We start from the raw sequence: 14,550 nt of genomic DNA on the forward strand, positions 1-14,550 counted from the left end.
AAAAAAAAGACTTCCCGCACAATCGAGAAGTCTTTTTTTATTTATTAATACAATGTAAACTCTACGCGTCTGTTAGCTTGACGGCCTTCAGCAGTTGCATTGGTTGCAATCGGCTGGTTTGGTCCGTAACCCGTTGCTTCGATGCGTGATGCATTTGCACCTTTCGATACCAAATATGCTTTTACTGCTTCCGCACGTTCTTTGGACAAGCGCATATTAACCTGCATTGAGCCTGTATTATCTGTGTGTCCTGCAAGTTTCAAACTGAAGTTCTTTTCGATAAGCAAGGATGCTACGCGATTCAACGATGGGAATGAAGTCGAACGGATAGTCGATTTACTTAAGTCGAACTCTAAATTTTTGATGGCTTCGTCAACCACTTTTCTGTCTTCTTCAGTAACCACAATTTTCTCGATCACTCGGGTTTCATTCTTCATTTCCGGTAGTGGGCATCCAGCTCCATCGACCTTTACCCCAGCAGGTGTGTTTGGACATTTATCGTATTTGTTGGCTACACCGTCGCCGTCATCGTCTTGTAGCTCTTGGTTTAACGTCTCCATTTGTGATTTTAAGGCATTGTTTGCCGCGACAAGTTCGTCACGCTCTGCCTTTAAATCATCGTACTTCGCCGTATAGTCGTTTACGAGTGTGGCAACAGGGTTGGAGTTGTTAAGCGCAGGTTTTGATCCATTTCCAAGCGCGATTTCGATACCGGCATGTGCATAAGAGAACAGATCGTTTTTATATTGGCCTGCTGGCTTTCCGTCGAAATCTTGGTTCGCCCAGTTTAGTTGGTAGCCTAGATCAAGGTTGATGCCTTTCGCTACCGCGAATTTAAACCCGAAATCAACCGGTACGTATAGTTTCGTTTGCTTCTCAGCCGTAGAAACCATTCCATCCATGGTCGTGCTAGTTTCGAAATTCAAGGCACCCAGTCCGATCGCAGCATATGGCTTGATGATGCTGTTAAATAAGCGCCAGTTGGTGTTCGCCATCGTCCACTCACCCGATAATGCTGCAGACCAAGGCATTTTTGTTTCAAAAGCGGATATCTGTCCGGTTACAGCATCTTCATTGGTGCCGCCCACTTTACCGCCCAGATATTGTGCTTTGATACCAAATGATGGCGACAGTTGTTTTTTAATGTATGCACTGTAGCCTACGTTATGCTCTAATTTGGTAAAGCCATCTTGGTTAAAACCGAAGATATTTCCTTGGTTCAACAATCCCGCGTTGACGCCGATAGACCAAGTTCTGTATTGTGTTTCCGACCCCAGTGGTGTGGTTCCTTCAATAGTTGTCGTGTTTTGAGCTTGTGCCATAGACAGACCGCCAATCATGAAAGATAAGCCTAAAAAGGCTACGTTTTTTTTAAAGTTAAAGTTTCCCATATAAGAAATGTTACTAAGTATATTATATTGTTTCACCCTATGCAATTGTTTTGCCAAAAAAAAAGTAAAATACACGCTTTGTGTCTCACCGCTAATTTTTGTAGTTTCTTTTCGACAAAAAAAAGGCTGTAGATTTCGACATGATTCGGCTTAGTAATTCGTCGTCAGGAGTGCGCATGTGCAGCGCTGAGGCTTTTTAGAAGACTATCTGCAATATGTTGTAGCAAGATCGCAGATAGTCTGTGTAGCAAAATAGTATGCCACTTGTTTTTTTTATTCTTTTGCGTGTACGCGTGCAAATAGCGTTGGGATTGTCATTTGATAGGCTAGCTTACGGACAATATTTTCCCCCAAGATCTGTCTGAAAAAGCTTTTTCGACTTTTTGTGACCAGCATAATATCTATTTGTTCGTCTATAAGGGCGTTGTTGATCGCGTGCGAAATATTTTCGACAGCACGGTTATACAAAGCCTGCGATTTGACGGTGTAGGAAATGTCGTCTATGCCCGTGCTTGTAATAATTTCTGCTATCCAACTTTTAAATTGTTCGTCAATGAGCTTAATATCTCGATCGTCTTTATTGACGTGGATGAGAATTAGCTCAAAGCCGTTTCCAAAGAGCTGGATAGCTTGCTGCAAGGCTTCGATTTCCGCTGGTTTAAAGTTGCAAAGTAATCCAATACGCTCTTTCTTAAACACATCGGATCCTTTCGGAACGCCTAGGACAGGTGTCTTCGTATTCAATATCACATCATAGGTGTTGCTCCCTAAGAAGAGGGCCTCCAAGCCTGATGTTCCCTTAGTGCCCATGACCACAGCGTCATACTGGAATTCAGCGGTAACCTTGCTCACTTCTTCGTAGAGGTTTCCCGATTTAAAGAGTTCCTGACAGCGAACCTGCGGATACTTTATACGAATAACCTCCTTCAATTTCTCCATTTCAGCTTTCGCAACCTCAACTTGGGGATCTTTTAAGGTCGTACCATATTCTCGGTTCACATACAGATTCGATTGGTTCGTAAACACGTGTACCAATTCCAGTTCCTGTGCATCGTTATGGGCAAGCGTAAGTTGGCAGGCATAATCTACCGCACATTGAGAATACTCAGAGAAGTCTACGGGAATCAATATTTTTTTCATGGTGGAAAATGTTAAACTGTTTTGCCGAAAAATGCTGGCTTTTGCAGCGCCAGCGTGATCGCTTTAGACACTGATGGTGTGAATAGGCGCTCAAAAAATGTCTTCCTGCTTTTTGATATTAAAATAATGTCCAACTGATTTTCTTCAATCAGTTGGGCCACGACCTCTGGGATCGTGTCCAGATCTTTATCATCTTTCACGATCGGTGCAATAAGCTTGTCAATATGGCGAACGGCGGAAAATTCCCGAATATTGAACAGCCAGGAGTCTAAGCGCGCGCTGATTGATGCTTCAGAGTCGGATTCCTTGTAAACGTGAATCAAACTGAGGTCGATGCTGTCTTTAAAAATGTGTGTGAATTCATGCAACGTTAGTAACTCTTCTTGGTTGAAATTGGTCAGCAAGCCAACCTTATTCACGGTGTGCTCAATAGGCCTATTGGGCACCGCGATCACGGGAATTGGCGCCTTTGCTGTTATCAAAGCTGTATTGCTTCCCCAAAATATATTTTTGTCTGCAGTAACGCCCGTGGTTCCCATTACAATGGCAGCATAGCCCTCTCGAGCGGCTTCTTTCGGTAATCCCTCATCCAACAAACCGCGTTCGTTATGAAAAGAGATCAACAAGCCCGGATAAAGAGCTTCCAGCCGATCTGCCCAATCCTTTATTGTGATATCGGCCTTTAAGAGATCAGACTCGTCGGCGTCAGCCTGTTGTTCTGCATCATCAAAAGCAGAGGATGTAGCCGTATAGAAATGAATGAGGTGTAAGCTGTATTTTTGTTTCTGGCAAAGCTCTGCTGCATACTGCGCGGCTAAAAATGCATTGTCTGAAAAATCAGTCGGAACAAGGAGTTTCTTCATAAAAAAATGTGGGTTACTGTATAAATGTACGTATAATATGTTAAAATAAATCCGGTTTAGACCAGTAATTTGCATGATTAATCACCAATCTATGCATCCGAAGATTGTGGATTGGAAGAGCAATCATTTTTAATTAACTTCGCACAATAAAAAAAGTTTAGTAGTCCATGACCAGTAAAGAGATACGTGAAGCTTATTTAAGTTTTTTCAAAAGCAAATCCCATCAAATTGTTCCTTCGGCACCTGTCGTTGTAAAAAATGATCCCACTTTGATGTTTACCAACGCGGGGATGAACCAGTTTAAGGAGTATTTTTTAGGTGAGGCGCAGCCCAAATATACTCGTGTGGCCGACACACAGCGATGTTTGCGCGTGTCGGGCAAGCATAACGATCTGGAGGAGGTAGGGATTGACACTTATCACCATACCTTATTTGAAATGCTGGGCAACTGGTCTTTCGGCGATTATTTTAAGAAAGAAGCCATCAACTGGGCATGGGAACTGCTTACCTCGGTGTATCAATTGGATAAAGATCGTCTCTATGTTACGATTTTTGAGGGTGACGAGAGAGAGGGCTTGGGCCGCGATAACGAGGCATTCGATTTTTGGAAAGCGTTGATCCCGGAAGATCGTATTTTACTCGGGAATAAGAAAGATAATTTTTGGGAAATGGGTGAAACGGGGCCCTGTGGGCCGTGTTCGGAAATCCATTTTGATATGCGCAATGACGCTGAACGCCAGCAAGAGCGTGGCCAGGATTTAGTGAATGCAGACCACCCTCAGGTCATTGAAATCTGGAACTTGGTATTTATGCAGTTCAACCGCTTAAAGAACGGGACGTTGGAACCTTTGCCTGCGAAGCATATCGATACCGGGATGGGGTTTGAACGTCTTGTGCGCGCGATCCAGGGTAAAACATCCAACTACGATACGGATGTATTTCAGCCTATTATCCAATATATCGCGGAGCGTTCGGCTATCGCATATGGCGCCGATGAAAAGTCTGATATTGCGATGCGCGTGTTGTCTGATCATATTCGTGCCGTATGCTTTGCCATAGCAGATGGTCAATTGCCGTCGAACAATAAAGCCGGTTATGTGATTCGTCGTATCTTGCGTCGCGCTGTGCGTTACGCTTATACTTTCTTGGGCTTCAAGGCACCTTTCCTGAACGAACTTGTTCCCTTGCTGGCCAAACAATTTGAAGGCGTTTTCGACGAATTGATACAACAACAAGGTTTTGTACAAAAAGTGGTATTAGAGGAGGAGGTATCGTTTTTGAGAACGTTGACAACAGGTATCCAACGTTTTGAAAACTACGCTGCCGATCACGCCGCTGTTGATGGAGACTTCGCTTTTGAACTTTTCGATACGTTTGGGTTTCCCATCGATTTAACTGATTTGCTAGCGCGAGAGAAAGGGCTGCATGTCGATATGGAAGGCTTTCAACGGGCTTTGCAGCAGCAAAAGGAACGCTCCCGTGCGGCTACGGCTATTGATACGGGAGACTGGGTTGTGCTGCAGGAAGATGAAGAAAGTGTTTTTGTCGGCTATGATACGTTGGAAGCGACTACGCAAGTGTTGAAATATCGGAAGGTAACCGCAAAAGGAAAAGATCAATACCAGATCGTTTTATCGGTAACGCCATTCTACCCAGAAGGTGGTGGACAAGTCGGCGACGTGGGTATCCTACTTGCTGAATCCAATGAAAAGGTGGTCATCCATGACACAAAGAAGGAAAATGGACTTATTGTTCATTTGGTGAATGAGCTTCCTGCTGTGCTAGAGGGTAATTTCAAAGCTATCGTGAATAAAAGCAAGCGTGTGGATACGGAAAATAATCACTCCGCGACACATTTGCTACACGCGGCGTTGAAAGAAGTGTTGGGTGATCATGTCAATCAAAAAGGATCGTTGGTCAATGCCGATCTGTTGCGTTTCGACGTTTCTCATTTCGCCAAGATCACGCCTGAAGAAGTCAAGCAAGTGGAAGATATTGTCAACGCTAAAATACGACAGAATATACCGTTGAAAGAAGAACGTATGGTTCCATTTCAAGAGGCTCTCGACGCCGGCGTGACTGCGCTATTTGGTGAAAAGTATGGCGATTATGTGCGCGTTATTACCTTCGAGGATAGCTTTTCTAAAGAGCTTTGCGGTGGCACACATGTCCCTGCTACCGGGCAAATCGGTTTTTTCAAGATTACGTCAGAGTCGGCTGTCGCCGCGGGCGTACGGCGCATTGAAGCCATTACCGGCACGCATGCCTATGCCGTGATCCGCGAACAATTTGAATTGGTGAGCAAGATGCGCGAATTATTGAACAATCCGAAAGATTTTGTTTCGGCAATGGCGAAGGTTATTGAAGAAAATAGCGGACTGAAAAAGGAAATCGAGAACACGATCCGCGAACGTTCCTTGGCATTGAAAAACGAGCTGGAGTCCAAGTTCGAAACTATCGGAACGGTCAATTTTTTAGCCGTTCAGGTAGATTTGCCGAATGCAGACGCCGTAAAAACATTAGCATATGCCTTGAAAGGGCAGATGGAAAATTTATTTCTGGTTTTGGGTGCTGACTTCGACGGGAAGCCAAACCTAACGGTAGCTATTTCGGACGAGCTGGCGAAAGAGCGGGGATGGAATGCTGGCAATATCGTCAAAGACCTAGCGAAAGACATTCAGGGGGGCGGTGGTGGACAGCCATTCTTCGCCACGGCGGGCGGAAAACTGAGCAGCGGTTTGTCCACAGCAATAGCACGCGCAAAAGATTTTGTAAAATAGGAGAAACAATGAGACGAATTTTAGGTGCATGGTTAATCGGAGTAGCCGCAATCTGGGGCTGCTCAAACAAAGATGTAATTCATGTCTCCGGACATATTGATAACCCGGGTAATGTAAAAGTGGTCGCTTTTTACGAAGGCGATCGCAAGCTAGACTCGGTGTTTTTGGCCGATGGGAATAAGTTCGCTTTTGAACGAGAAGCGACACAACCGCGGTTGCTATCCTTGGCCGTGGGAAACAACAAGTATCCTATCATACTGACGCCGGGCGAGCAGTTGACATTTACAGCCGACATGCACGAACCGGACGATTATCAGGTGGAAGGTTCTGAACTCACACTTGCCCTGAAAGATTTTGCACCGTTTAAAAGACGCAAAGAGTTTGTGCAGGACTCCTTGCAGGGCGCCTTTGCAAAGGCTACGCTCAATAAATCCGCTGAGGAAATAGAAAGCTTACGCTTCGACTACCTGACGGAATTCAAATCCAAACTATCGCTCTACACGCAGCAAGCGTTGGCCTTTGCTAACGAGCATAAAAATTTAGCGGGCTTCTATGCGATCAGTACGCTCGATCCCGAAGTGGCGGAAGCCGAGATTGTCGCCTATGCTGACGAGATTGCCGATAAGTTTCCGGACAATAGATACGTGACGCAATTCAAAGAGGAAACGAAAAAATTGAAGCGCTTAGCCGTTGGGCAACCTGCACCAGAAATAACCTCATTCACGCCAACCAATAAAGTGGTGAAGCTATCTGATTTTAATGGTCAATATGTATTGGTGGATTTTTGGGCTTCGTGGTGCGCGCCGTGTCGTCAAGAAAACCCCAACATCGTGCATCAATATCATGCATTTAAAGATAAAGGCTTTACCATACTCGGTGTGTCGTTAGACAATAATCCTGGGAGCTGGATGCGAGCCATACAGGAAGATAAATTAGCATGGACACAGGTTTCTGATTTGCAGGCTTGGAAATCACCTTTGGTAACGGATTACCGTATTAAATCCATCCCAACGTCGTATCTTCTTAACCCGAAAGGGGAAATTATCGCTAAGAATCTGCGCGGGAAAGAATTGCAGCATTTCCTGCAAAAAACATTAAATTAAATTTTATGTTTAACTAGTGTTAACTATTAACAATTTGATAACGTTGCTTTAACTTTATTTTACCATTTAGTACATAATTTAGCAAAAAAACAGCAATGAGCGCCAATCAAAAAATACTAGTGGTAGATGACGAGCATGATATCGTTGATTTAATATCATATAATCTTACCAAGGAAGGGTATCAAGTTTACCAAGCCCATAATGGCAAAGAAGGTATAGAGATGGCCAAGCAAGTCAATCCTGATTTGATCATCCTCGATGTCATGATGCCAGAGATGGACGGTATTGAAGCCTGCCGGCTAATGCGTTCAATGCCGGAGTTTAAGCATACGTTTATGGTCTTCCTGACGGCGCGTAGTGAAGAATACTCTGAAATTGCAGGGTTTAATGTAGGAGCGGATGATTACATTGCCAAGCCTATCAAACCTAGGGCATTGATGAGTCGTATCAACGCGATATTACGGCGCAACACGACTGAAGCCGAAATCAGTAGTAGTGATAAATTGGAAATTATGGATTTGGTGATTGATCGGGATTCTTTTCTGGTATACCGCGATACCGACCGTATAACATTGGCGAAAAAAGAGTTCGAACTTCTTTACCTATTAGCTTCCAAACCCAATAAGGTGTTTACGCGCGAGCAGATATTGAAAGCGATATGGGAAGATTCCGTTGTCGTAACGAATCGTACGATCGACGTACACATTCGTAAGCTCCGGGAGAAAATCGGCGAGAACTATGTCTCCACGGTTAAGGGTGTGGGCTATAAATTCGAGCTCAACTAATACCATAGAACGGTAAGCGACCCGCCAATGCCGAAACAGATACGCGTCATCTGGATATGGCACGAGGCCATTCAATAACGTAATTACATAGAAATAGCCAAGGCAAGCAAAACGCTTGCTTTTTTCGTTTCTGCATAAATCGCGCAAATTCCGCTACGCACGATCGCCTAATCCCCTGCGCTTCATTGCGTTTTCATCCATAGCTCCCTTTAAGATTATTCTAATATTATCCTTATCAAATTTTAAGGATCGCAAATTATATTCACGGCAGTATAATTATTTATCTCATCGTGTTGCGATTATGGTGCTCAAAAAAGTTGTCATCTGTCTACTTGTTTTTATTCCCTGGCTAGTTCGTGCGCAAACACCGTCTGCAGAAATACCTGCCGATAGTGTAAAGGCATATCATATACAAGAAGTTAACGTATCTTCGAAATATTACAAAAGATACCATCCCAAGCAAATGTCGGAAGTACTGCGATTGGAAACCTCGCTGCTTAACCTGCCACAAAACATTCAGGTGCTGGATGGCGAGGTTTTTCGGGACCAAGTGATCAGTAACTTAAATGAAAATGTGACCCGAAACGTGAGCGGGACTTTTCGCGAAGAGCTGCACAACGGAATTTCTCCAGATATTTTTTCACGTGGTGGTTATATCAGCGCGCAGCGAAATGGCGTCGATCTGCGCCCGCTGGGAAAAGGCCCCATAGGGGATGATGTCGCGATCATCGATCGTGTTGAATTTCAAAAAGGGCCCAGTAGTTTTATGAACGCTATGAGTGATCCGTCGGGTTCTTTCAATATCGTGACGAAAAAGCCTACGGGTGAAACGCGACGTCAGGTTGACTTTCTTACAGGCAGTTTTGGCCTACTGCGCGCCGCCGTGGATATGGATGGGAAGCTCGACAGCGCAAATAACCTCCAATACCGCCTAAACGTAATGGGCATGAAGACCGATGGCTTTTTACAGCATGATCGCAGCAATCGCCTGCTTTTTGCTCCTTCACTGCGGTACAAATTAAACAAACAATCGTCACTGACCGTGGAATACATTTACCAGCAGCTAAACTACCTATTGCTTAGCGAAGCACAAATGTCGCCCTACGGATTTGGTACATTACCGAGAGATTTCACCATTACCGATCCTAGCATACGCCCCTTTGTGGGCAACGACCATAATGTGTTTTTGACTTACCAAAATCGAATAAGCCATAGCTGGCAACTCTCGACGAGGCTTTCCTATATCAACAGCGGGTATAACGGAACCTTATTTTGGGTAAATGGAAAAAACGAGGCAGACGAAGATATTCTCGATCGGAACTTGATTTTCGACTCGAATACGTACAACGTCTTTTCCTTGCAAACCTATGTTAACGGTCGTTTTAAGACCGGGCAAATCCAGCATCATATGCTGACGGGGTTGGATGTAAATAATAAATCGTCCCGCAGCTTGGATAGTTGGGGCACTGCCAGCGCCATTTATCCACTTTCCATTTCAAATCCAACATATTCCAACGCGGTTATGAATAATGGGGTGGGGGGCGACTTTGGTTCCGAAAATCACTTGTCAACGGCAGAAAACCGAATCCACAGACAGATGTTTTACGCTTCGCTCTATGCCATGGATGAAATGCTGTTTTTCAAGGAAAGAATACGTGTCTCGTTGGGGTTACGGCTGACAGCGTCTGATGGAAGATCGAACGATTATGGTACTGAAACGGAAACCAAAGATGTGATTCTGACGCCCCGGTTTGGGTTGAGCTACACTGTTGATACGCAAACGGCGCTTTACTTCCTGCATGATCAGAGCTATCTTCCCCAGTCCGGAATGGCGGCAGATGGAGGCTCGTTAAAGCCACTGCGCGGCGTGAACTACGAGATCGGCTTAAAACGCGACTGGATGGATGGGCGCTGGAACAGCACACTTGCCGTCTATCATATTCAGCGCAACCGATTGGTGACTACAGATCCCACCTCGAATTTGATTTTGCAGACGGGAGCAAGTATATCGCGGGGGGTCGAGTTTGACATGAAAGGGCAATTGGCCAAAGGCTTACATGCCGTCGTCAATTATGCCTATACTGACTCCAAAATCAGCGCGGATGAATTAAATCTGGAAAATATTGGCCTGCCAACGATAAACCGGGTACGTCACATTCAAAACACTTGGCTCCATTACCAACTGCCTTTGCAGCGCATAAAGGGCGTTACGATTTCCGCTGGATATCAATGGCTTTCGGGCAGGAGTGAACGCATTATCTACAGCGACCAAGTACCTCTGCGCGATTTTTTTCGATTAGATCTAGGCGCAGGCTGGAGCAATGAGAAATATCGCATTAATTTGATGGTGAATAATGTGCTCGATGCAAAACTGTATTCCACCGCCTGGCGAAACGCAACAAATGATATGTTTTATTGGGTTCAATTGCCTCCGATTCACGCGCGGCTTTCTTTAGGTATGAACTTATAATATTGACGATATGATAACAAGAATAAAAATAACGCTTATGTTGCTGGTGGCCTTTGTGGCAATCAGCTGTACAAATCTGGCTACGCAACAGGCTGACAATAGTGAGATGCTATCGGTTGAGGACGCTTCTGGTGTGCACGTCGCCTTGAGCAAACCTGCGGAACGAATCATTTGCCTGTATGAACCGGCGCTCGATGCCTTATACATGTTGCAGGCCGAAAAGAAGATTGTGGGCATATTTAATGATGTATATGGAAGTGAGGAACTGTTTCCATATTTCGGAAGTATGGATGAACGGATTCGCAATAAAGAGCTTCCTTCATTTGGTATGGGCAATATGGCGAACCTGGAGCAAATCATACAGGCAAAGCCAGATTTGGTGGTCCTGTACGCGGCTCATGAAGACTTGGTGCATGCGCTTCGCCAAGCAGGCTTGCGGGTCTATGCTGTGAAGGCCGAACTATATGACGACGTTTTTAAAACAGTGGAAGATATGGCAATCCTTACCGGCACAGCAGATAGCGCAAAAGAGCTCGTTTCCTACGTGAAAAAGGAAATCACGGCGATGCAAGCGCGCGTAGATCCAAAGCAAACAAAAAGACGCGTGTATTTTGCCTGGGCGTATGGGCGTGTGTTTGCAACGACGGGCACAAACAGTATGATGCATTCCTGTTTGGAGATGGCAGGCGTCGAAAATGTGTGTCCCTTTGAAGTGGATCAACCCAACATTAGCGCTGAAACACTTATACATTGGAGCCCGGATATGATCGTCATGTGGAACGATAGTCCAGACGTATTTTACGATAAAAAAGAGTTCACAGGTATACATGCTATTCGTGATAAGCAGATCTTCAATCTCCGGCCGATGTTTCTGTATAATCCGCACACCTTAAAAGTACTGGCTACCGCCGCCGTTATTAACCAATGGGCCTATCCGGATGCACAGGTCGATACACGGCAACTTGTTACAAACATTCTTCAAACCTTATACGGAAAGGATAAAGCCGATAGGCTCGCGGCGTACTGGTAATAGATAGGTAGAACTGTTGAATATTATATTTCTTTTTGATTACTTGTTTGGTTGTAATTTTGATAATAGGTTTTATTAAAATTATATTTTTTACTAAACTTTGTTTCGAATAACAAATTTTTATAATTTTATATCGTCAATGATGCTAATGGCACTGTTCCGTTGTAGGCTATTTTTCATTTGCCTAGGGTTAATGTAGCTGTTATAAACTCGATAATACATATTGATTACATCATTGATAATATTCGTTCAGGTCATGAAATGAAGGTCTAGCATGTCGTTGTGGATGCCCTGAATAATCAATTTTATAACCATATAAATACACGTATGATGAGCTATCAAGAATTAAGATTTGACGGTCGCGTGGCATTGATTACAGGTGCCGGAAATGGTATGGGGAGGACCCATGCGAAATTGCTGGCTTCCAGAGGAGCGGCAGTTTTGGTAAATGAGCTTCCCCGCTCCATTCACTTTGCAGAGGATGTCGTCAGGGAGATAACAGAGGCCGGCGGAAAAGCAATGGCGGTTGCAGGAGCCGTAGGCGTTGACGACGATGCGAAAAGAATGGTGCAAGCGGCAATTAACGAGTTTGGTCGTATCGATATTGTGATCAATAACGCGGGAATTCCCAACGTTATTTCGGATGAGATAAAAACCGCCCCATCCGATAGTTTCGACAGATTTGTTGATATCCATGTCAAAGGGCCCATGCAGCTTAACAGAGCCGCTTGGCCACATTTTGTACGCCAGCAATACGGGAAGATATTATTTGTTGGATCCAGTGCCGCTACGGGCTGGTTGCAAACCTCAGCGACAGGATTCGACCCGAACTACGCCATTGTAAAAGCCGCCATCTTTGCGCTGGGGCGACAGACAGCCGGGGAAGGTCTTGGCGATCATATTCATGCAAACATACTTATGCCAGCTGCCTTTAGTAAAATAGTGAAAGACAACATCGGAGATACGGATATGGGGAAGTGGATGGAAGAAAACCTGACAGCAGAAAGTGTTTCGAATGGTATACTTTATTTCCTTCATGAAGACTGCAATATCACGGGGGAAGCGTTAACGGTACAGGGAGGACGCATTGGAAGGGTTTATTTTGCTTCGACACTGGGCTACTACAAAGATGGATTGACGCCGGAAGATGTACGCGACAATATCGGTAAGATAATGGGGACAGTAAACGAACGTGGGCAGCTTGCAGACGCTTTTGAAATTACTTTCCCGCTCGAGCAACGAATTATAAATGAGATTGTGGACCAAAAAGAAATGCCAACATTGGAATGGATCGCTAAACAATCTCTTACGGAAGTCAATAAGAAGTTGATTTAATAACGTGCGAATATGTTGTACTTGTCGAAAGCCTATTTGATCCTTGGCTCTGTTAAGATGCGCGCTCTTTTTTTTGTAAGCATCGCCAGCAGAGTCCTATAACTGGTAACTTTTCCACATACACATGTAAAGGGTTTATTGCACAAAAAAAGCGAGCCATTTTTGGCTCGCTTTTTTTAAGTACCCAGCGCCGGAGTCGAACCGGCACATCCGAAGATATTGGTGTTTGAGACCAACGCGTCTACCAATTCCGCCAGCTGGGCTTGCTGTTATCCTTGTTTGACGTTGCAAATATAGAAGTTGTTTCATGGATTCCAAAATATATTATTGATGTTTTTGTAAACTCATTGATTTCTAACTTCTTTATTTTTTATTCTACTGCTATAGCGATAAACCTAGCGCATTATCATCCCTTAACATAATTTAACGGGGCTTGATTTAAACGTTTGACTCTTTTGCTAATCTATCCTAATAAAGAAACAAGAACTAGATTTTATATTTAAAACAGTCGAATATGAAAAAGATCCTATCCTTAGCTATCCTGTTTTCAGGAATCAGTTTAGCAACATTCGCTCAGGAGCAACAAAGTACAGAGCGTCCTGTTCGCAAAGAGCGGAAACATATACGCCATCAGCGCAGCTTTGAAAATCGGAATCCCGAAGAAATTGCGAAGTTAAAAACCGAGCGCTTAGACAAAGAATTGAAGTTTACAGATAAACAGCGCAATGAGGTATACAGCATTCAATTGGAACAGGCAAAGCGGCAGGTAGAACACCGCGCGGCGATGAAAGAGATGCAGGAAAAGTGGCGCGAGACCTCGAAAGGTATGCATCAAGAAATGGCTAGCGTCTTGACCGCAGAGCAGCAAGAACTGCTTAAAGAGAAGGTTGAAGAAGGAAAAAAGAGTCGTGTTATGCGCAAACCGGGTGGATTTAAAGGCAAAAGTAAAACAGACGTGACGCCGCAGCGGGATAGCCATGTGGCCGGATAAGAGGTAAGTGTTAAGTTTTATGTTTATATGATGGAAGGGGGCAGGACACCCCCTTTCTTATTTATAGATTTTTGACGATTTGTTCGATTAGCGGATAGGTGTTTTCTCGCACCAAGTCCAGATCATCCTTGCTGATCCAGCGCGCATCAGTTATATCTTCTTCCAACTGCGGTACAAGGTTGGGCGATTTATTAACACCCATGTCATACCATTTTGTCTGCTTGAGCACAAATTTTCCACGCATCAGGTAGGTGTGATAGGTCGTGTAAAGCTTCTTTCCCAGATAATCCACACGAATACCACATTCCTCTTCCACTTCACGAAGAGCGGCGTCTCGCATCTTTTCATCTTCTTCTACTTTTCCTTTCGGCAGATCCCACTTTCCTAACCGGTGTATAAACAAGTATTCGCCATGGCCATTTTTTACAATACCGCCGGCAGCTTTGATGATATTGCTTTTTTGAATAAGACTCTTAAAAACCCGCTCTGCATCAGGATGTACGTAGAGGTAGGTGATGTCTTTCGTAGCCTTATTTTTCGAGGCCTGGAAAAGTTTTTCGAGGTCAATATCTTGTAAACCAATTGTTTGGACAATGGATAGTTTTTTAGGGACAAAATCAGCTAAAATTAGCTGAGATTCGTTCATATAAATTTTATAAATT

General features: G+C 44.2%; 11 protein-coding genes and 1 tRNA gene. 7 read left to right on the plus strand and 5 right to left on the minus strand.

What is annotated here, in order from left to right; all coding sequences use genetic code 11:
* Positions 1–44: 44 nt before the first annotated feature.
* From B0I21_RS05620 to B0I21_RS05630, 3 genes are all read right to left on the minus strand, one after another.
* On the minus strand, positions 45–1,391 hold the full coding sequence (locus tag B0I21_RS05620; protein WP_133639473.1) for an OmpA family protein: 1,347 nt from the start codon (positions 1,389–1,391) through the stop codon (positions 45–47).
* Between the two features lie 273 nt (positions 1,392–1,664).
* Entirely contained in the window at positions 1,665–2,531 is an 867-nt protein-coding gene (locus B0I21_RS05625; RefSeq protein ID WP_133639474.1) for a universal stress protein, read from the minus strand.
* 11 nt (positions 2,532–2,542) lie between these two features.
* A complete protein-coding gene (locus B0I21_RS05630; protein WP_166637779.1) occupies positions 2,543–3,394 on the minus strand; it encodes a universal stress protein in 852 nt (283 codons plus the stop codon).
* 167 nt (positions 3,395–3,561) lie between these two features.
* On the opposite strand from B0I21_RS05630, the gene alaS reads away from it, so the two are divergent.
* The 6 genes from alaS to B0I21_RS05660 all read left to right on the plus strand — a co-directional run bounded on the left by alaS (position 3,562) and on the right by B0I21_RS05660 (position 12,897).
* On the plus strand, positions 3,562–6,174 hold the full coding sequence (alaS, locus tag B0I21_RS05635; RefSeq protein ID WP_133639476.1) for an alanine--tRNA ligase: 2,613 nt from the start codon (positions 3,562–3,564) through the stop codon (positions 6,172–6,174).
* Positions 6,175–6,182: 8 nt separating this feature from the next.
* On the plus strand, positions 6,183–7,277 hold the full coding sequence (locus tag B0I21_RS05640; protein WP_133639477.1) for a TlpA family protein disulfide reductase: 1,095 nt from the start codon (positions 6,183–6,185) through the stop codon (positions 7,275–7,277).
* 95 nt (positions 7,278–7,372) lie between these two features.
* Positions 7,373–8,062, plus strand: a complete 690-nt coding sequence (locus tag B0I21_RS05645) for a response regulator transcription factor (protein ID WP_133639478.1) — start codon at positions 7,373–7,375, stop codon at positions 8,060–8,062.
* Positions 8,063–8,363: 301 nt separating this feature from the next.
* The gene (locus tag B0I21_RS05650; protein ID WP_133639479.1) at positions 8,364–10,532 is read left to right on the plus strand and encodes a TonB-dependent siderophore receptor; all 2,169 of its coding nucleotides are present in this window, start codon (positions 8,364–8,366) and stop codon (positions 10,530–10,532) included.
* A 10-nt stretch (positions 10,533–10,542) separates the two neighbouring features.
* Positions 10,543–11,562: an ABC transporter substrate-binding protein gene (locus B0I21_RS05655; protein ID WP_133639480.1), complete on the plus strand. Its 1,020-nt coding sequence runs from the start codon at positions 10,543–10,545 to the stop codon at positions 11,560–11,562.
* Positions 11,563–11,889: 327 nt separating this feature from the next.
* On the plus strand, positions 11,890–12,897 hold the full coding sequence (locus B0I21_RS05660; protein WP_133639481.1) for an SDR family NAD(P)-dependent oxidoreductase: 1,008 nt from the start codon (positions 11,890–11,892) through the stop codon (positions 12,895–12,897).
* Between the two features lie 181 nt (positions 12,898–13,078).
* Here the strand turns inward: B0I21_RS05660 and B0I21_RS05665 are convergent.
* A tRNA-Leu gene (locus B0I21_RS05665) sits at positions 13,079–13,160 on the minus strand.
* A 251-nt stretch (positions 13,161–13,411) separates the two neighbouring features.
* Here B0I21_RS05665 and B0I21_RS05670 point away from each other — a divergent pair.
* Positions 13,412–13,888, plus strand: coding sequence for a hypothetical protein (locus tag B0I21_RS05670; RefSeq protein ID WP_133639482.1), 477 nt, complete (start codon positions 13,412–13,414; stop codon positions 13,886–13,888).
* A 61-nt stretch (positions 13,889–13,949) separates the two neighbouring features.
* Here B0I21_RS05670 and B0I21_RS05675 read toward each other — a convergent pair whose 3' ends face one another.
* Positions 13,950–14,534 (minus strand): NUDIX hydrolase, encoded by a 585-nt coding sequence (locus B0I21_RS05675; RefSeq protein ID WP_243835956.1) that lies wholly within the window; start codon positions 14,532–14,534, stop codon positions 13,950–13,952.
* Positions 14,535–14,550: the final 16 nt, after the last annotated feature.

Source organism: Sphingobacterium paludis (assembly GCF_004364125.1).
GTDB lineage: Bacteria > Bacteroidota > Bacteroidia > Sphingobacteriales > Sphingobacteriaceae > Sphingobacterium > Sphingobacterium paludis.